The organism is Sulfurimonas sp. C5, from assembly GCF_029872055.1.
GTDB lineage: Bacteria > Campylobacterota > Campylobacteria > Campylobacterales > Sulfurimonadaceae > Sulfurimonas.
The window spans coordinates 118,354-138,194 of sequence record NZ_JARXNQ010000003.1; the positions used below are offsets into that span (position 1 = coordinate 118,354).

The 19,841-nt window shown below is 34.3% G+C and carries 19 protein-coding genes; 13 read left to right on the top strand and 6 right to left on the bottom strand.

Annotated features, from left to right (window positions below):
* The first annotated feature begins 35 nt into the window (after positions 1–35).
* Together P6N22_RS06695 and P6N22_RS06700 are read left to right on the top strand one after the other, a co-directional pair.
* Positions 36–806 (top strand): peptidylprolyl isomerase, encoded by a 771-nt coding sequence (locus P6N22_RS06695; RefSeq protein WP_280331391.1) that lies wholly within the window; start codon positions 36–38, stop codon positions 804–806.
* Positions 807–1,769 carry a HupE/UreJ family protein gene (locus tag P6N22_RS06700; protein WP_280331392.1) on the top strand — a complete coding sequence of 321 codons (963 nt, stop codon included), beginning with the start codon at positions 807–809 and terminating at the stop codon, positions 1,767–1,769.
* On the opposite strand, the gene P6N22_RS06705 is transcribed toward P6N22_RS06700, so the two are convergent.
* Both P6N22_RS06705 and P6N22_RS06710 read right to left on the bottom strand, forming a co-directional pair.
* Positions 1,766–2,998: a sugar MFS transporter gene (locus P6N22_RS06705; protein WP_280331394.1), complete on the bottom strand. Its 1,233-nt coding sequence runs from the start codon at positions 2,996–2,998 to the stop codon at positions 1,766–1,768. The two genes, P6N22_RS06700 and P6N22_RS06705, sit on opposite strands and share 4 nt — an antisense overlap.
* Positions 2,991–3,818 carry an HAD-IIB family hydrolase gene (locus P6N22_RS06710; protein WP_280331395.1) on the bottom strand — a complete coding sequence of 276 codons (828 nt, stop codon included), beginning with the start codon at positions 3,816–3,818 and terminating at the stop codon, positions 2,991–2,993. The genes P6N22_RS06705 and P6N22_RS06710 overlap by 8 nt, the downstream gene beginning before the upstream one ends.
* Before the next feature lie 22 nt (positions 3,819–3,840).
* Here P6N22_RS06710 and P6N22_RS06715 point away from each other — a divergent pair, with 22 nt between their 5' ends.
* Entirely contained in the window at positions 3,841–4,542 is a 702-nt protein-coding gene (locus tag P6N22_RS06715; protein ID WP_280331397.1) for an SDR family NAD(P)-dependent oxidoreductase, read from the top strand.
* Here the strand turns inward: P6N22_RS06715 and P6N22_RS06720 are convergent.
* The 3 genes from P6N22_RS06720 to fliD all read right to left on the bottom strand — a co-directional run bounded on the left by P6N22_RS06720 (position 4,532) and on the right by fliD (position 6,596).
* Positions 4,532–4,786, bottom strand: coding sequence for a hypothetical protein (locus P6N22_RS06720; RefSeq protein WP_280331399.1), 255 nt, complete (start codon positions 4,784–4,786; stop codon positions 4,532–4,534). The two genes, P6N22_RS06715 and P6N22_RS06720, sit on opposite strands and share 11 nt — an antisense overlap.
* Positions 4,776–5,147, bottom strand: coding sequence for a flagellar export chaperone FliS (gene fliS / locus P6N22_RS06725; RefSeq protein ID WP_280331719.1), 372 nt, complete (start codon positions 5,145–5,147; stop codon positions 4,776–4,778). The genes P6N22_RS06720 and fliS overlap by 11 nt, the downstream gene beginning before the upstream one ends.
* A 72-nt stretch (positions 5,148–5,219) precedes the next feature.
* Positions 5,220–6,596 carry a flagellar filament capping protein FliD gene (fliD, locus tag P6N22_RS06730; RefSeq protein WP_280331401.1) on the bottom strand — a complete coding sequence of 459 codons (1,377 nt, stop codon included), beginning with the start codon at positions 6,594–6,596 and terminating at the stop codon, positions 5,220–5,222.
* 111 nt (positions 6,597–6,707) lie between these two features.
* On the opposite strand from fliD, the gene P6N22_RS06735 reads away from it, so the two are divergent.
* Genes P6N22_RS06735 through P6N22_RS06755 form a run of 5 tightly spaced genes read left to right on the top strand, consistent with a single transcriptional unit; the run spans position 6,708 to position 13,594 of the window.
* Entirely contained in the window at positions 6,708–7,001 is a 294-nt protein-coding gene (locus P6N22_RS06735) for a sugar phosphate nucleotidyltransferase (protein ID WP_280331404.1), read from the top strand.
* Positions 7,001–7,708: an acylneuraminate cytidylyltransferase family protein gene (locus tag P6N22_RS06740; RefSeq protein ID WP_280331406.1), complete on the top strand. Its 708-nt coding sequence runs from the start codon at positions 7,001–7,003 to the stop codon at positions 7,706–7,708. The genes P6N22_RS06735 and P6N22_RS06740 overlap by 1 nt, the downstream gene beginning before the upstream one ends.
* A 2-nt stretch (positions 7,709–7,710) precedes the next feature.
* A complete protein-coding gene (locus P6N22_RS06745; RefSeq protein WP_280331408.1) occupies positions 7,711–9,621 on the top strand; it encodes a 6-hydroxymethylpterin diphosphokinase MptE-like protein in 1,911 nt (636 codons plus the stop codon).
* Positions 9,618–11,612 carry a 6-hydroxymethylpterin diphosphokinase MptE-like protein gene (locus P6N22_RS06750; RefSeq protein ID WP_280331410.1) on the top strand — a complete coding sequence of 665 codons (1,995 nt, stop codon included), beginning with the start codon at positions 9,618–9,620 and terminating at the stop codon, positions 11,610–11,612. Before P6N22_RS06745 ends, P6N22_RS06750 begins: the two co-directional genes overlap by 4 nt.
* Positions 11,609–13,594 (top strand): 6-hydroxymethylpterin diphosphokinase MptE-like protein, encoded by a 1,986-nt coding sequence (locus P6N22_RS06755; RefSeq protein ID WP_280331412.1) that lies wholly within the window; start codon positions 11,609–11,611, stop codon positions 13,592–13,594. The genes P6N22_RS06750 and P6N22_RS06755 overlap by 4 nt, the downstream gene beginning before the upstream one ends.
* 68 nt (positions 13,595–13,662) lie before the next feature.
* On the opposite strand, the gene P6N22_RS06760 is transcribed toward P6N22_RS06755, so the two are convergent.
* A complete protein-coding gene (locus P6N22_RS06760; RefSeq protein WP_280331414.1) occupies positions 13,663–14,499 on the bottom strand; it encodes a flagellin in 837 nt (278 codons plus the stop codon).
* Between the two features lie 203 nt (positions 14,500–14,702).
* Between P6N22_RS06760 and topA the strand changes: the two genes are divergently transcribed.
* Genes topA through P6N22_RS06785 form a run of 5 tightly spaced genes read left to right on the top strand, consistent with a single transcriptional unit; the run spans position 14,703 to position 19,840 of the window.
* Positions 14,703–16,931: a type I DNA topoisomerase gene (gene topA / locus P6N22_RS06765; protein WP_280331416.1), complete on the top strand. Its 2,229-nt coding sequence runs from the start codon at positions 14,703–14,705 to the stop codon at positions 16,929–16,931.
* Complete coding sequence (locus P6N22_RS06770) at positions 16,909–17,463, top strand: YfcE family phosphodiesterase (protein ID WP_280331418.1); 555 nt, start codon at positions 16,909–16,911, stop codon at positions 17,461–17,463. The genes topA and P6N22_RS06770 overlap by 23 nt, the downstream gene beginning before the upstream one ends.
* A gap of 1 nt (position 17,464) precedes the next feature.
* On the top strand, positions 17,465–18,313 hold the full coding sequence (locus tag P6N22_RS06775) for a biotin synthase (protein ID WP_280331420.1): 849 nt from the start codon (positions 17,465–17,467) through the stop codon (positions 18,311–18,313).
* A gap of 1 nt (position 18,314) precedes the next feature.
* Positions 18,315–19,490: a cation:proton antiporter gene (locus P6N22_RS06780; protein WP_280331422.1), complete on the top strand. Its 1,176-nt coding sequence runs from the start codon at positions 18,315–18,317 to the stop codon at positions 19,488–19,490.
* Positions 19,490–19,840, top strand: a complete 351-nt coding sequence (locus P6N22_RS06785) for an AMMECR1 domain-containing protein (protein WP_280331424.1) — start codon at positions 19,490–19,492, stop codon at positions 19,838–19,840. Before P6N22_RS06780 ends, P6N22_RS06785 begins: the two co-directional genes overlap by 1 nt.
* Position 19,841: the final 1 nt, after the last annotated feature.

The following is a 19,841-nucleotide window of genomic DNA, read 5'->3' on the forward strand; positions in this document are numbered from 1 at the left end:
ATATGGGATTTATTATACAATTTATATACTTACGTATGCTGAATTTAATAAAAACAACCATTAAAGAACCCCTTCTGCACTTCTTACTTTTAGGTGCCCTAGCTTATCTTTATTTCGATTATTATCAAGAATCGCCAGCTACTCAAAAAGAGACTGTGATCACTATTGAAAACTATGAACTCAAAGCACTTCAAAAAGCAACAAAATTACAAGACCCAGAACTAGTATTAGAGCTTTTAAAGTATCAGAAAATTTTACTTGCAGAGGCATATTCCTTAGAACTTTACAAAGAAGATAAACAGATTAGCAAACTGCTTCTAGAAAAAGCAGCTTATCTTATTAATACGGATAAAAAATTCGAAGAACCTACAGAAGAGCAGCTCAAAGAATTTTACAATTCGCATCTAAATGATTACAGTCACCTGCAATCTTTCGATCTCTATACCATCTCACTTGGCTCAAAAACAGATCGAAAGATAATACAAAAACTCTCTAAAGTCTCTGATCTCATCTCAATTGCTAAGAGTTATAAAAACTATACACCCAAACTTTTAGAAGAAAAATTTGGAAAATATACGGCTTTTAAACTTTCTCATTTGGCACAGGGATTTTGGAGTGAACCGATTCAAAACGGTTCTGATGAAAATATCTATTTCATTAGCAACAAAAAAGCTGAAAAGCCTTATCCTTTTGAAGAGGTAGAAGATATTGTTTATGAAAACTATAAAAAAGAGTTTTTCACTAAAAATGCCCAGCAAGAATATGCAAAACTATATAACAAATATATTATCAAAGAACAGAAATAGATGTATCTTTTTCGCTCTCTTCTTTTATTCACACTTTTAACAACCTTTCTCAAAGCGCATCAAACAGGTCTTTCATTTTTTAACCTGTATGAAAACAATGATAAAACAATTGATGTGGTATACAAAAAACCGCTTTCAGACACCAGAGGAGAAGATATCAGTATCAACTATCCTTCACATTGTGCACAACTCTCTCCAACTGTGAAAATTATAGAAAACGGTTTTATCATAAGAACTTACAAACTTAACTGCGGCAGTAATGGATTGCAAAATTCCAGAATTTGGGTTGAAGGACTCGTATCAAGTGACAGAGGTGTACTTGTTCGCTATGAAAATAGTGAGAACATATATAAATCTCTTTTACGTTCAACAACACCCTTTATGAAAATCGATCAACAAAGTTCTAAATGGAAACTCTTTTTAGAGTATGTACAACTGGGAATTTTGCATATTTTAGAAGGTTTTGATCACCTGAGTTTTGTTATGGGACTCTTAATCCTCTCAACTACTTTCAAAAAACTGCTCTATACGATTTCAGCCTTTACCCTTTCTCATTCAATTACATTAATCTCTGGTGTTCTTGGAATCGCTACCATCAACACCTCTTATGTAGAAGCTATGATTGCTTTAAGTATATTATTTTTAGCAAAAGAGATTATGCTGGAGCGTCAAACATTTACAAAAAAACATCTGGGAGTTGTTGCATTTATATTTGGGCTTGTTCACGGATTTGGATTCTCTTCAAGTTTATCAAGTATAGGACTTCCGCATGATGAAATTCCTCTTTCACTTTTTTCATTTAATCTGGGGATAGAGTTGGGGCAGATTATCTTTATTGTAGCGGCTTCTATAGTATTAAAAGCAGTATATAAATTTCTTGCGGAGAAAAAATTTGATACTGCCGTTGCTTATACAATCGGCAGTGTCTCTTCTTTTTGGCTTTTAGAGAGAATACTTTTTTAGGTTCTTCCTATCTTATGTCCCTTAAGTGCATAAAACAGTATAATCAGATAACAAAAAATTCCAAGTAAATAACTTTGCTGCATATCTCCTGTGTACAAAGCAATCCTACCAAAAGCAAGCGGCAGAAGTGCACCGCCTGCTATCGACATAATAAGTAAAGCACTGGCCTTTGGAGTATGACGCCCAAGTCCGTCTAAAACTAAGGGCCAGATTGTTGGCCAAACCAAAGCGTTTGAAAGTCCAAGCAATGCTACAAACAAAACAGTATCGGGAATACTCTCCATGAGCACATGGCTTTCTTTAGGAGTAAATACTACTGCTAAAACAAGCCCTATTCCCAAAACTGATGAAGCTGCCAAAGCATTTTTCTGTGAAAGCAGTTTTGGAATCGCTACGACACCGAATAGATAGGCCACAACCATACATGCCATTGTATAAGATGTCAGTGTCGTTGCATCTGCCACACCTAAACTTTGCGCATATAATCCTATGGTATCGCCTGCTATCACTTCGATCCCTACATAAAAAAATAATGCAATTGCACCAAGTATTACATGGGGGAATCTAAATACGCTTACATGATCGTAAGTATCATCCTCTTCATATTCAACCTCTTTTAAAGGGGAGAAAAAGACAAATACTATAAGTGCAACCAAAATAGATGCCATTACAATATAGGGTGTAACAAGCTTTTGCGACAAGGTGTCTAAGTTAGAGGCTTGTAAATTCTCTACAAGCGGCATATCTGAAAGAATCAATGCTGTGAACACTATTGGTGCCAATACCCCTGCTGATTTATTAATAAGTCCCATAATACTGATACGTCTTGCAGCACTTTCAATTGGGCCGAGTAAAACAATGTAAGGATTTGAAGCACTCTGTAAAATAGTAAGTCCCGTCCCTAGTACAAAAAGAGCAAGCAAAAAAATTCCAAACTCTCTCATAAAAGCTGCGGGAATAAAAAGAAGACTTCCTATAGCCATGACTAAAAGCCCCAGTATCATCCCTCTTTTATATCCTGTCAATTCTAGCAAATATGACATGGGGTATGCCATGACGGTATAAGAGATATAAAAAGCAAAAGTTACAAACAGAGCTTCGAATTCATTGAGATCGCATAAGACTTTTAAAAATGGAATCAGAGAACCGTTTAGCCAAGTTACAAATCCAAAAATAAAAAACAGCGTTGCAATGATTATCATCGGTATAATATTTGATTCCCTATCCATCTCTTAGTCCTTCTAGATATTTTGCCACGGCATCTTCATCATTGGTATGAGGCAGTACTACATTTGCCATTTTTTTAACATCGTTATGAGCATTAGCAACTGCAATAGAGACTTTTGCCAAATCAAACATTCCGATATCGTTTAAATTGTCTCCAAAAACACTTAACCTGGAGAGATCAAAACCTGCCGCTTCGCTCACACTTTCAATCCCGTGTGCTTTGTCTGCATCTTTATGTAATATGGTTAAAAAATAGCATCCCATGTATGCTTCAGGTGCCAAGATATATTTTAATTCATCTCCGAAAACTTTTTCAATTCTGTTTTTGAGCTCTATCAAAATCTCTTCATCGTCCATATACACAATTTTAAAATTATCTTCCATCGCACGTAAGTTTTTATAACCTTGTGTGTGGTCGTCGTTAGCATAACGTTTTAATATTTCTGTTTGATAACTATTCAGTGTAAACGAGTAAGTAAACGATTCATTTAACTCTTGATCGAGTAAAGAAAGTACAAACGGATATATACCTAATTTAGCACCTTCATCAATAATCACATCCGCCATCTCTTTTGAAACAAACTTTGTATCTACTATTTTTTTATCCACAGTCGCTATCAAAGCACCGTCAAGAAGGATCATCGGTGCATTAATACTAACTCCTTGTAAAAACTGCATCGTTTTTTTATATGTTCTTGCCGTTGCAATGGATATAATGGAATCTTGTTCATAAGAGTTCCATATTTTTTTAGTATAATCACTTACAGATAAATCTGTTCGCAGGAATGTATGGTCTAAGTCTGTGATATAAATATTTTTCATAAGAGTAGTATAGGGAAAAGTAATGAAAAACGCAATAGTTACGGGAGCAAGTAGTGGTATCGGTTATGCAATAACAAAAAAATTGTTAGCGTTAGGTTATAAGGTGATCGGTGTTAGCAGAGATATTGATGAAGCGCTCTTTGGTCAATATAATTTTAAAGCTATTAAATGCGATCTCAGTGATGAAAAACAGACAAATTCATTGGTTGAAAAGTTGAAAGTAGAAGATGTCGATATTCTTATAAACTGTGCAGGCTTTGGAAAATTTGCACCGCATGAAGAACTAGATACCAAAACAATTACGCAAATGACTTTTTTAAATCTTACTGCACCTATGCTCCTGACAAATGCAACGCTCCGTTCACTCAAAAAAAACAGCGGCTATCTTATAAACATCAATTCAATTGAAGCCCTGCGTTCTAGTAAGTTTGCAGGCGTTTATAGTGCAACCAAAGCAGGTCTCAAAGCTTTCAGCGATGCTCTTTTTGAGGAAACCAGAAAATCTGAACTCAGTATTACAAACATCAATCCCGATATGACTGAGAGTGCTTTTTATGATGATCTGCATTTTGATGTATCTGATGATGAAAATGCAAAACTGCTTGCCAGCGATATTGCCGATGCAATAGAACATATACTTACAATGAGAAAAGGTGCAGTGGTAACTGATTATACTATTAGAAGTTTACATTTTGGAATAAAGAAAAAGCCTCTTAAGACTTAACATCTAATCTATGCGGCTGTGTAGTCTCTGTAGATTTTAAAAATTCTAAATTTTTTTTGATTTGCTTCATTGAAGCAGCTGTTTCATTTTGTAGTTCTTGAATAATCTCTTTTGCCTGAGCCAGCAAAACAATTGCCGAGTCAAGCTCTTCTTTATCAGTTAAATTCGGTATGTCTGCAAGCAAAGAACCTAAAAGGTCCATATCTTTTTGACTTACCGCTATTTTTAACTGATTAAGCCACATTCGTAGTTTCTCTCCACGCTTCTAACAACCCGCGAAACACATTTGTAGATTCATCAAGTTTTGCTTCATTGTTTTTAAGACCTGCATCTGTCAAAAGTTGAATTTGGTAGTTATAAAGACCCTCAAGATACTTTGCGACATCACCGTGTGAGAAGTCAAGTATAGAGATTAATTCTGTCACAATTGCTATAGAACGGTTTGTCCAATATACTCTTTTTTCAATATTACCGTCTTTCATAGCATTCTTTGCTTGTGTATTAAATTTTAGAATACCTTCATACAACATAGCGATTAACTTTGCAGGTGATTCTACTTGAACATTATTTTGAGCGTAAATATTATGAGCTGCATTTCCATACATTTTAGATCCTTCTTTTTTTTTCATATCCTATGCTTTATATATCGGTCAATCCAACCAATACTTTAACTTTTTTTAGCTTTGTGTTGCAGCGTATTGTGCATTTACCATTTGTATAAATGCATTTGACGCATTATTTATCTGTGTCATCATTAAATCGTATGCTGCATAACGTTTTGCTAACATTTCATACTTCGAATCAAGTCTGGCAACTACAGATTCTCTTCTATCATTAAGTGTAGATATTTGGTCTGTGATACTCTGATCGAATTGTGACAAGAAAGCATTTGTCTGTGTATATTGACCAAGCTGTGTCGTCAATTCATCAAATGCACCTGTAAGTGTCGTCGTTGTTCCGTTACCGTTATCATAAACACCGCCTGAAAAAAATGCTTCAAAATTACTAATGTTTGCATCCATCTGAGCATTGATAACAGTTTTATCAACAGTAAGTTTTCCATCTTTATCAACATCAAAACCATAGTCATATAAGCTACCGACACCACCGCCTACCGTTCCTAACATATCTTGTAAATCTGAACGTAGGTTTCTAATTAAACTCTCTCCTGAGAATATCCCTCTTGTTTCAGAGTCAGTAGAACTTTTTGTCAAACTTGTAAGCTCGTCAATTGCAGTATTGTATTTTTCAACAAAACTATCAATTCTTGAAAGAATTTCATCACGATTTTGTTGTACAGATACAGTTGATAAACCTGTTGACTGCAGTGTAATATCATATCCAGTAACAATATCCGTAATATTGTTACTAGTTCTTGTCATTGCTAAACCATTAAATTCAAAGTTTGCATCAACTGCTGTTTGTACAACGCTTGAACCTGTTGTAAGTTGTGTACCCGATAATAACCCACTTGTATCAGTTAGTGTAATATCTTGTGTAGTACCAGTGTCTACAGAACTCATAAATAGTCTGAAGTCACCTGTTGCCACCTGAACAATTGTCGCATCAATCTTTGTCCCTGCAACTGTATTAATCTGATTTTTCAAATCATCCAAAGTAGTCGTCGCATCGTAGTTGATTGTAAAATCTTGCCCGTCAATATTAAGGTTTAAACTACCTGCACCTGTCGCAACCGTATCTGTCGTTGCCGCAAAACTACCCGATTGTTCGATCTGTTTTGTAGCAAGGTTGATTACATTCAATGAAAAATCTTGAATGTCACTATTTGCTGCAGCCGTTACTGCAACCGATGTTCCCGTTACTGTGGCAGATCTTTCATCATAAAGAGTATTTGTCGCAAGTTCATTCATAGCATCATACACGTTCTTCATATTAGCCATTAAAACATCTAACGCACTTTGTTTGTCTTTTTCTAATGCGAGGCTTAAATCTATCGGTGTAACCCACTGTGATTCATCAGCTTTTCTTAACTGATCAAGTACATCTTGTGTTAATACACCAGCTCCTGCACCAAGTGAAGATATAGTTGCCATAATAAACTCCTTTTTATATATAAGAACTATATCGGCAAGTTGTAAATAATCTGTAACTTTTTTTGTGGAATTAATATTGCTATTTACACAGAACATAGCTGGAGTTATTGAATGGATAAAATTTTAACGTTAAATGGAATTATAGAGACTGATGGAAGCCGTATCACTGCTATAGAAGAGAAACCTATCCATAAATTTTTTGTCAATGCAGGTATTTATGTACTCTCTCCCCAAGTTTTTGAATACATTCCAAAGGATCAGTTTTATGATATGCCTACACTTTTCGAAGAGCTTATTAAAGATGATCTAAAAACCATTTCTTTTCCAATTCATGAATATTGGCTAGATATCGGTCGTATGAGTGATTTCGAACAGGCACAAACTGAATATGGCGAGATATTTTAATGCTTGAAGGCAAAACTTTTTTAGCAATTATCCCGGCTAGAGGGGGTAGCAAAAGGCTTCCGAGAAAAAATATTTTAGACTTATCAGGTAAACCACTTATTGCTTGGAGCATTGAAGCAGCTCTTGAGAGTAAATATATTGACAAAGTTATAGTAAGCAGTGATGATGATGAAATCCTAGACGTTTCACACAGTTATGGTGTAGAATGTATTAAAAGACCAGATAATTTAGCAAGTGATACTGCTACAACATTTGATGCACTGAAGCACACTATTGAAAGTGTATCCAAATACGACTATATAGTATTGCTGCAACCAACTTCTCCCCTAAGAACTGCTAAACATATAGATGAAGCAATAGAATTGCTCAACGCAAAAAATGCAGATGCTGTTATTAGCGTATGTGAAATGGAGCATAGTCCTCTTTGGTCTAATACTCTCCCGGAAGATAAAACTATGGAGCAATTTTTACAGAGTGATCTTTTAAATAAAAGAAGTCAGGATTTACCGACATACTATAGACTTAATGGAGCAATATATATAGCTACAACTGACAAACTTCTTGAAGCCAAAAGTTTCTTTTTACAAAACAACATTTTTGCATACGTCATGGATCAAGAATCTTCTGTAGATATAGATACGCTACTAGATTTTAAGTTTGCACAGATTCTTATTGAAAATAATTCATCAGAACCACTAAAGGACTAAATATGACTGACATTAATGAAATTATAGTCCAAAACTTCCAAAAAAATGTCCAATACCTGCAGATCAACCATCGTGCGATTTACGAAAAACTTCTAGCTTACGAGCATTATGTAAGTCAAAACAATATCGCTGAAAATTTTACATTAAGTTATGAAAACGGTGGTTTTGATATTCTCAACTTACACTCCAATAATTACCTCTATCAACAACAAAGTCAACAGCTCATTCAAATCATGCAGGAAAGTGTCAATTTTCAAAAAAATGAAAATGTGTTTGAAACCTTTAAAGTTCTGCCAAAAACACCAGAGACGAAAGGATACGATTTTGTTTTTGATCTGTTTGAAAAAACAAAAAATCAAGAGCTTGAAAAAATATATAAATTTATCTTTTTCGGCACTGGTTTACACATTAATCCAATCGCTGAGAAAATAAATGCTGAATTTTACCTCATCATTGAAGACAACATTGAACTCTTTCGTCTCTCTTTGTTTACAACAAAATATTTTGAACTAGCAGATAAAGCAAAACTTTTATTTGCTATTGCTTCAGACAAAAGTGAGTTTGAAATCATCACAAAAAAATTTTTAGATGAAGCTTTCTATTACAATCAGTATATAAAATTTTTCGAATCTATTTTTCATTCTGATGATAAAGTTAAGCAGTTTCATACAACTGTTGTAACTCAATCACATCTAAATTTCTTTTACTCTTCGATCTTAAAACAGTATACGCAGCCGCTTCAGTACCTGCAAAAAAACTATAATTTTATAAACTTAACAGCGCAACAACTTAATGAGTATTTTCAAAACAAAAGTGTGTTCTTAATCGCTCCTGGTCCATCCTTAGATAAAAACATTGAGTTTATAAAAGAGTATCAAGACCAGTACATCATTGTAGCCCTTTCGGCAACACTAAGAACTTTAGAAACAGCAAATATCAAACCTGACATCATCACCCATTTTGACGGTTTTGAACGTAGTGCCGTTCATTTTGAAAAACTTGAGAACAAAGCATTCATCCAAGATTCTATACTACTCTTTAGTGCTAAAACACCACAAAAAATTGTCTCTATGTTTCACAAAGAGAAGCTCTTTTTCTTTGAAAGCGGTACCAATTACAAGCAAGGTTTTGGAGAGTTAAGTGCTTTTTGTGCAGGTTCATCAACTTACCTTATTTTAGTTGCTCTTGGATTTAAAGAAATTTTTCTTATCGGACTTGATCTAGCACTTGAACAAACAACATTAAAAACTCATAGTGATGCTTATACTTATACACTTGATGCACAACAAAAAGATGATACTCTCAGTTTTCGTGATTCCATTATAGAATTAGAAGGAAATCTGCGACCACTCGTCAAATCAACTCCTAATTTTTCTCTTTCTGTTAATGCTATGAATGAAATTTCCTTGGGACTCAAACAGCCGTATCAAAATATTTATAACTTCAATGACGGTGCAAAACTACAAAACACTATAGCGGTTTCTTCCGGATCTTTAGAGCTGCAAAAGCACTCGAAAAAGTCACTCGAAGAGCTACAAAAGCTTTTTATCCGAAACAGTGCCCAATCTTTGACTCAAAAGGAACAAAAGTTCCTTTCTACAATTGCAGAAAAAACTCAAGAAAAAATCGAAATACTAAAACTGTTTTCATCTGAACATTATGCTACTAAAGAACTATTTCTCAGTGCCCTTATACAACTTAAGAACGATCTTTGCTTGTGTGATGAAAAAGAGTGTGAAGTGCTTTCAATATTACTTGAACACTATCTCAAATTTGTATATGGATTTATCTTTGATGCATGCAATACACAAGAGTTCAATCCAAATATAGATGAGATACAGCTACACTTAACAAACAATCTTTTAGAGATTTTAGAAGAGTTTATACAACATTTTAAAGAGAGCTGGATTTGACAGATATTAATGCAAAAGTAGCACAAAACTTTCATGAAAATATAGAATATTTACAACAACATCATCCAAAAGTATTTGAAAAGCTTTCTGCATTTGACATTGCTGTTGAAAACGGCCATTATAAAGAAAAATATGAGCTTATTTTTGAAAACGATAATTTTGATGTATTGGAGCATGCAACCCAAAAATTTCTTTATGACAAACAAACTTCTTACCATACTGAAAAATCTTTGCATAGTGTAGATTACAGTACTGAAAACAACTGTTTTGAGGCTTTTATCAGACAAGACTACACGGAAGATGAGATTAAAGATTTTAAACAACTCCAAACAAAAGATCCTCTAGAGTCACATCTGCCTTACATTGCAGATATTATTCACATAACCAACCAAAGAGAAAAAAAACTTTTAAACACAATAGATAAATATATTTTCTTCGGTGTCGGACTCGGTTTACATATTGAAGCAATTGCAGAACATATACAAGCAAAAATGTATCTTATAGTTGAAGATGATTTAGAACTCTTTAGATTATCTCTTTTTTGCATCAATTATAAAAATTTAGCAAAAACAGCAAAGCTTTTTTTTGCTATTTTTGAAGATGATTCGGAATTTGCCCATATTTGTGAAAACTTTTTAAAAGAGTCTTATTACTTTAACCACTATATAAAATATTTTCAATTACTCAGTCATTCAGAAGTAAAAGCAAATCATTTTTATTTGGCACTTTCAAGTCAAGCTGAACTGAAATTTTTATTTCACAACTATCTTCGTACCCTATCTATACCGTTAGAAACATTTTCTCAAGGATATTCGATTATTGAAAAAAATCTCAATTTCAATACTGAGTATTTTCAAAACAAACCCTTCTTATTCATTGCCAGTGGACCATCACTGCAAAAAAATATAGATGCACTCTTACAAAATAAAGACAAGTTCATCATAGTTGCTGTTTCTTCCTCTTTGAACTTCCTTGAGAAGTATCAAATTCAGCCGCACATTGTTTTACATCTTGATCCATTTGAGATTAGTGCCACTCCATTTGAAAGATTAGACTCTCTCTCTTTTTTAGATAATTCACTTATTTTTCTATCTGCTCATGCATCAAGAAAAGTATACTCGTTATTAAACAAAGAAAATATTTATGTTTTTGAAGCAGGTTCTGCATATAAAACAGATGCTTTAAATGTTTCATCTTCCTGCGTCGGTTCCTTAGGATATCTTTTACTTACTGTTCTTAAAGTACAAAAACTCTATTTTTTAGGACTTGATTTGGCAGTAGATAACGAAACGGGTTCTAGTCATATCAATACACATATTCATGAAAAAACTTTAGAATTAAAAGACTCTTTTCAAAATGACACAAATGAGACACTCTCGTATTATGATGACCTCGTCCAGATAAAAGGGAATCAGAGAGAAAAAGTTTTTACGACACCGCACTTCTTTACTTCCGTCAATCTAATAAATAATTATTTTGCGACTATTGTAAAACCATCTCAACAGTTTTATAATCTTAGTGATGGTGCTTATTTCCAAAAAACACAAGCTTTGACGTTTAAAGAGTTAAAAGATCTTCCTGATTTACCGGAGTCAATAGAGAGAGAGCTTAAAACACTTCTTGAAGCACACACACTCCATTCACTCAATGAAAATGAACTAAAATCCCTTAAAAGAAAACTAAAATTTTGTAAAAAGCTTCAATCACAATTACAAAATATTAAACCGAATAATACAACACCGCTCTCCTATGTTAAAACAATACAACAGTTAATCACTGGGGATGAAAATCTCTATAAATATGAATTAGCTCGTGTATTAGATAGTTATTTATACTATATCCTTAACTTTATCTATGACTATCTAAACAATCCAAAAATACCCCAGGAAGATTTTCAGCATATAGATCAACTTTTTAAACAACATCTTGTTGAACTGATATCTGTTTATCAGAATTATTTACACAAAGCTCTCGAAGGAAACAATCAATGAATGATATAGAAAATAAAGCTTTAGAACGTTACACAAAAAACAGTGAATTTTTAGCTCAAAACCATCCTGACGTATTTAATAAGATCAAAATACTTGAGGATGGAATCAATCATGGTCTTTATCAAGAGAAGTACGCCTTAGAATATCAAAATAAATATTTTGATGTTGTAGATTTAAAAAGCGGTCAATTTTTATATAATACCAATAGCATCCAAGTGTCTGATCAGTTAACTTCTCTTGTTAATTTCGATAAAAATTCTTATCTCTTTGAAGGTTTTGGTCTTTATTATAATTATGAACAAGGAAAAGATTCTTTTTTAGATACTGCCAAAGGAGCAGAAGGAATTTATCCCCTAATGACATACTATATCGATAACTTGCCTAAAAATGCGACTATGAATGAGATCGAAAAATTCATTTTTATTGGTGTCGGTTTAGGGCTCCATATTCTGCAAGTTGATAAAAAAATTCATGCTGAAGAGTATTTCATTATTGAAGATGATTTAGAGCTGTTTCGTCTTTCGCTTTTTACAACTCCGTATTATAAAATAAAAGGGAAACTCTCTTTTTCTATACAAGAAAAAGAGGAGCAGTTTACACGAAAATTTCAACTTTTTTTACAACTGAGCTTTTTCAGAAACAAATTTTTGAAATACTCTTATTTTCCTGCACATTCTAAAGAAAAATTTGATTTTATCAAACACTCTTTAGCATCTCAAGCCTTTTCAGTCTTCCCATATAAGACAAGACTTATGAAATATTTAAGACCGCTTGAATACATTAAAAATAACTATAAATTTATCAATTTATCAAAGCAATTCAAAAAATCTTCTTTAAGTGAAAAACCCTGTATAGTTCTCGGTGCTGGACCATCTTTTGAAAAACATATAGACTGGCTGAAAGAAAATCAAGATAGTTTTATCATTATAGCTGTCTCGGCCGTACTTAAAAAACTACATGAATATAATATAAAACCTGACATTGTGACACATTTGGACGGCTTCGCAATTTCTGCAAAACACTTTGAAGGTTTTGAAACGAAAAACTTTTTAAATAACAGTATTTTACTCGCCGGCAGTTTTGTACAACAAAATATTATTGACCACTTTGTCAAAACAAATGTGTATATCTATGAAGAAAATCAAACAAATTACCATAAAGGTTTTGATTCTATCAACGGTTCGTGTGTCGGTTCAACATCAGTGGTTCATTCTGCATTATTGAATTTTGACAAAATATACCTTTTAGGTGTTGACCTAGCAATTACAAAAGATGGACAAACTCATGTTTCATCTCATATTCATAGTAAAACTGTAGATCTTAATAAGATTAAAGAATCTCAGACGAATATCTCTCTCGCAGGCTCATTTTTTAATGTTCCAGGAAATTTAGAGAAAACTGTTTATACTAATCCTACGTTTTACGGTTCTATTTTAAATCTCAACAATATCATTCCACATGTTAAAAATGAAACTCAAACAATCTATAACTTAAGTGAAGGTGCATACTTTAGTGGTACAGAACCTTTCAAAAATTTCGAACAACTAAGCGATAGTTTGGGATCTTATGATAAAAAAGAGATACATGCTGAAATAATGGACCTATTTCAATCTTACTCAAATGACAACTTATCATCAGATGAGCTCAAGGAAATTGCGAAAAAACTAGAGTTTGTTACTTCTGTCAAACATATCATTACAACTTTTCAAGAAAAGAAATTTTTACATGCAAATCACTACCTGCATGCATTAATATCTCTGATGTTGGATATTCTTCAACCGCCAACTATCACAACTGCAAACCTAATCGATATTTATGACCAGTTCTTTAGTTATTCCATGCCTTTAATCTTTGATCTTTTTAATACCAAAGAGTTAAAAGAACAAAATAAACATATAGAGAATATTAATAAACTTATTATTGACGAAATGATGGAAGTTGTAACTATTTATGAAGAAAAAATAACGGAGTTTTTAAACTAAGGAAAGTTGGACTTGTTTTAAATTAATAGCTAAGGCCACCGAAGTAGCCTTAGTAGATACGGTTAAGACTATTGTAATAATCTTAATACGTTTTGTTGAACAGCATTAGCTTGACTCATAGCATAAGAACCAGATTGAGCTAAAATGTTTCTTTTGTTGAAGTTTGCAGATTCAGCAGCAAAGTCAACGTCACGAATTTGAGATTCAGCAGCAGTAACATTTACTTGAGTAACTGAAATATTTCTAACAGTTGATTCAAGTTTATTTTGCGCAGCACCTAAAGTCGCTCTTTTACCGTTGATTGTATCAAGTGCAGCATCCATTTGTGAAATAGCTGCTTCTGCTTTACTACGGTTACTTACAACAACACCAGCAAGTGCAGTTCCTACGATTGCAGATACAGTATTTGTACCGATCGCAACATTTTGTGTTTCGTTAGCATATGCACCAACGTGGAATGTAAATGTACCTGTAGCACCACCTGTAGCATCTAAAAGAGAAACACCATTAAATTTAGTAGTAGTAGCGATATCACTAGCTTCTTGTAAAAGTGCAGTAACCTCTTTTTGAATGTGACCACGAGATGTAGAATCTTGTGTATCATTCGCCGCTTGAGCAGCAAGAACACGAACTCTTTTTAAAATGTTTGTATACTCTTCAAGTGCACCATCAGCAGTTTGGATAAGACCAATACCGTCATTTGCATTAGCGATAGCTTGACCAAGACCTTGAGACTGAGCAGAAAGTTTGTCAGCGATTGCAAGACCAGCAGAGTCATCAGCAGCTTTGTTGATTCTTAAACCTGAAGAAAGTGATTGTAAACTTTTATCAAGTTGAACATTGTTCATTGTTGCATTTCTGTGTGCGTTCATCGCACCTACGTTAGTATTAATTCTGAAACCCATAATAAATCCTTTTAGGGAAGAGCCTTTCGCTCTCGTCAATTTAATTTTATCTTCAGGCTTCCTTGCCCTAGATGTAAACTAAATCGACACTAAAAAAAATAACTTTAGAAAAATTTACATTTTTTTTCAATTTTTTTATATTTAAAGTTTTTGTGCTAAACTTTCGCACTTGAAACACTATACTATATTATATAGGATTATATTTGAACTTAATTATCGTCGAATCACCCGCAAAAGCTAGAACTATTAAAAACTTTTTAGGTAAAGATTATGATGTAATCGCGTCAAAAGGACATATTAGAGATCTTCCAAAGTCACGTTTTGGAATTGAGATAGATGAAGATACACATACTATCGTACCTAAGTATTCTGTAGCTAAAGAGAATGCTGCTACAGTAAAAGAGATCAAAGACAAAGCAAAAAACGCAGATACTATCTATATCGCGACCGATGAGGACCGCGAGGGGGAAGCTATCGGATGGCATATTGCTCATGCCATAAAGAAAGATCCTGAAGAACTTCCACGTATCGTTTTCCACGAGATCACAAAAAGTGCTATTACACATGCACTAGAATCTGCTCGTAAAATTGATATGAAAATGGTAAATGCTCAACAGGCTCGTCGTTTACTTGACCGTATTGTAGGGTACAAACTATCCCCATTACTAAGTTCAAAAATCCAAAAAGGTTTAAGTGGTGGTCGTGTACAAAGCTCTACTCTTAAACTCGTAGTTGATCGTGAAAAAGAGATCAGAGCTTTTGTTCCTGAAGAATACTGGAGCATCGATACGACATTTAAAACAGATATTGAAGCAAATCTTATTCAGCATAAAAATGAAAAGATAGAAAAACTGACTATCAAAAATAAAGAAGCTGCTGCTGCAATCGTTGAAAGTGTAAAAAAAGACAACTTTACAATCACGAAAATTGAAACAAAACAGAGAAAAAGTTCAACGCCTCCTCCGTTTATGACTTCAACTCTGCAACAAACAGCATCTTCAAAACTAGGTTTTTCACCTAAAAAGACAATGATGCTTGCGCAAACATTGTATGAAGGTGTAAAAACACCTGATGGTACGAGTGGGGTTATTACATATATGAGAACGGACTCATTAAACCTAGCTAGTGAAGCAGTAAGTGCAGTTCGCGGTATTATCGAAAGTCGTTACGGGAAAAACTACCTTCCGGGTAAACCTAAAGTGTACACGAAAAAAGCAAAAGGTGCACAAGAGGCCCACGAAGCAATCCGTCCAACAATGTTGCAGTTTACTCCGGAAGTTGCAAGTAAATACTTAAAAGCTGACGAATTAAAACTTTACCGTCTGATCTATGAAAGATTTATGGCATGTCAGATGGAAGATGCAGTGTTTGAACAGCAATCAATCATCTTCAGCGGTTCTGAAAACGAGTACCGTGCAAGTGGTAGAAAACTAATTTTTGACGGTTTTTACAAAGTTCTAGGCAATGATGATAAAGACAAACTTCTACCATCACTTAAAGAGGGTGAAAAAGCTGAGATTGAAAAGATTAAACCAGAACAGCACTTTACTGAACCACCTTCACGTTATTCTGAAGCAAGTCTTATTAAAAAACTAGAAGCTGAAGGTGTAGGACGTCCGTCTACGTATGCACCGACAATTGCAACACTTACAAATAGAACTTACGTAAGCATTGAGAAAAAGCAGATCGTACCTACAGAAGTAGCATTCACTGTTACTGAAATTTTAGAGAAACACTTTGCAAACATCGTTGATATTAACTTCACTGCGAATATGGAAGAGAAACTCGATGAGATTGCTGAAGGTGATGTTGACTGGGAAAAACTGCTTGTTGATTTTTACGATGAATTTATGCAGAAAATTGCAGAAGGTAAAGAGAAAATAGTTTCACTTAAAATGGCAAAACCACTTGGAAGAAACTGCCCTAAATGTGGGAGTGAGCTACTTCTTCGTTCAGGACGTTTCGGAGAGTTTGTAGCATGTAGCGGTTTCCCTAAATGTAAGTATACGGAACAAGTAGATGCCGAAGGTAACAAAGTAGAAAAACAAGAGGAAGTTGCTGAAGACAAGTGTGATAAATGTGGTGGTGATATGGTTGTGAAAAATGGCCGTAACGGACAATTTTTGGCATGTGCAAACTATCCGGAGTGTAAAAATACAAAAAGTATACAGGTAGAAGAAAAAGTGAGTGAAACTCCTTGTCCTGATTGTGGAGGGAAACTCAGTCTGAAAAATTCAAGACGCGGACCATTTTGGGGATGCGAAAACTATCCTGATTGTAAATTTATCTCTAAATTCGAACCGACAACTATAAAATGTACACAAGAGGGTTGTGATGGCGTACTTGCTCCTCGTACGTTTAGAAACAAAGAGGTATATGAGTGTGTTAAATGTAAAACAAAAACGCCTCGTGAAGAGATTGACCAGAAGTAACTCTATTTCTGATTCTATCAAAATAGGGATTATTTCCGATTCTCATACAAAGCATAACAGAGCCGTAAAAGCTATTGATATGCTACTTAAAGAGGGTGTGGAGTTTTTTATTCATGCCGGCGATATTGTAGAAGCGGAAACGTTAGAGTATCTTAAAAAAACAAAAAAACGCTACGTTGCCGTTTATGGAAATAACGATGCCCATCTTGTGGATTTGCATAACAAATATAACTTAGTGCAAGAACCGAACTATTTTAAATTGGCAAATACAACTTTTAAACTGATGCATCTGCCTTTTTATATGTCTAACGATACGGATATAGTAATATTTGGTCATACTCACAAATTTGAGGTAGAATATAAAGGTAAAACTCTTTATCTCAATCCGGGAGAGGTTTGCGCAAGGAATAAACCGTCTTCAGAGTGTGTACTCTTAGAGATTACGCCTGAAAAGTTTGATGTAAAATATTTTACAAGAAAGAAAAAAGAGGAGTTTCAACTCGAAGAAGAGTACTCCTTTCAGAGGGAATAGAATGAGTCAAAAAATCTTTTTATGCTCAATTTGTAATATCAATAGTGGCACATGTAAAGAGGATTGTAAATTCTGTTCACAAAGTGTACGTTATAAAGCAGACATTGAGCGCTATAAACAAAAACCGATCGAAGATATTAAACAAGAAGCTATTGCTGCGCGTGATAAAGGTGCACTAGGATTTTGTCTGGTAACTGCAGATAAAGGCTTAAATGACAAAACACTTGATTTTGTATGTTCAACTGCAAAAGAGGTACAGAAAGTAGCTCCAGAACTTCGCCTTATCGCTTGTAATGGTACTGCTTCGATTGAGCAACTAAAAGAGTTAAAAAAATCGGGTATTAAAGCGTATAATCATAACTTGGAAACTAGTGAAGCATTTTATCCTGAGATCTGTACAACTCATCCTTGGAGCGAGCGATATGAGACATGTCAAAATGTCAATGAAGCTGGACTTGTACTTATAAGTGGGGGGATCTTTGGACTTGGTGAAACTCAAGAGGATAGAATTAGTATGCTAAACTCTCTTAAAGAGTTAAATCCGACAAGTGTGCCGATAAATTTTTATCATCATAATCCGGCATTGCAATTACAACCGAATCCTCTAAATATTGAAGAAGCACTAGAACTTATCAAGTTAACTCGTGAAACGTTACCAGATGCAGAACGTATAATGGTAGCGGGTGGTCGTGAACTGATGTTTGGTGAACGTCAAGGTGAAATTTTTGATTATGGTGCAAATTCAATCGTAATAGGAAATTATCTTACGACTTCTGGACGTGAGATGAATAAAGACCTCGAAATGCTAAAATCGCTTAATCTCGAAGTCGCTACAAAAGTAGGAAAATAAAATGACTCATACGATAGGTGATAATGTTGTTTTAATCATAACAATATCACTTATCATCATTTTCTCTCCATTTATAGCTCGTGCTGTTAAACTCCCTACAACACCGATTGAGATCATACTAGGTTCAATCTTCGGATATATAGGATTTATTCACGATGAACACCTCTTTGAACTCGTTGCGGAGTTTGGATTTTTATATCTGATGTTTATTGCAGGGACAGAGATTAATTTAAAAAATGTCCTCAAAACCCCATCTAGTATCCTGAAAAAAACAGCTCTGTATCTTGTCTTTTTATATACCTTCTCCTTAGCCTTTTCTCTACAGTTTGATCTTGGAAAAGTGTTCATGGTGCTTCTGCCTCTAATCTCCGTCGGACTTGTTGCATCATTGGCAAAAGAGTACGGAAAAACCGATTGGCTAGAACTCTCAATGACAGTCGGAGGTATCGGTGAAGTTGCCTCTATCTTTATCTTGACAATCACCTCCGCAACACTCCAGTCAGGAATTGGTTTTGGATTAGTGCAGACAATTTTTGCCCTGATAGTATTTATCTTTATCATGTTTGTGATCTTTCGCTCTATGCAGCTTGTCTTTTGGTGGTTTCCTGCAATTTCTACTGCACTGATGCCGCATGAAGACAACAAAGAGCAAGATATACGTTTATCTATGGGGATATTTTTTCTACTCATCGGTGCTATGCTTTACCTTGATCTCGAACTTGCATTTGGTGCTTTTTTGGCGGGTATTTTTATTCCAAGTTTCTTTGAACATAAACACGAACTGCCTGAAAAACTTTCATCCTACGGTTTTGGATTTTTAATCCCTATATTTTTCATCCATATCGGGACGATCTTTAACCTTGATGCACTTTTTATGGAAGGTCTTGTAGTTAAATCTTTAATAATCACTGCTGTAATGATACTTATGCGTGTTATTGCTTCACTCGTATTTATTAAAAACCTTGGATTTATAGATTCCGTATTAATGGGTCTTTCACACTCTATGCCCCTTACGCTTTTAATTGCGATGGCTACACTGGCCTATAATGCACACTCCATAGATAAGCTGCACTATTTTGCTTTTATCTTAGCGGCTTTATTTCAGGTGATATCTGTTATGATAATCATCAAGCTTATCAATATGTATAAAGAGAAAAAAGAGATAGAGGTAGTGTAATGGCTCGTTCAGTTTTGCTTCAACTTGCTCGTGATTCAATCCAAGAGGTTATAGAAGCAAGCAATACTATCAATAAACAAAACCTAATTAACGAGCACCCTTTACTTGATCAAAAAATTGCGACTGTGGTGAAAATTTTTCTTGAAGAAGAGCTTCGAGGAACTTCAGAGTTAGATGCCAGCAACGCACTTATAGACAATATTATTATTGCCTCAAAAAAAGCGGCTTTTGAAGATAAAAACTTCACACCGCTAACAACTTCGGAATATCTTCATTGCTCTATTGAGATCACTCTTGATACGCCAGAAGGTATAATCTCTCAAAAAGATGATCCCATTTTAAAAGCTTAAA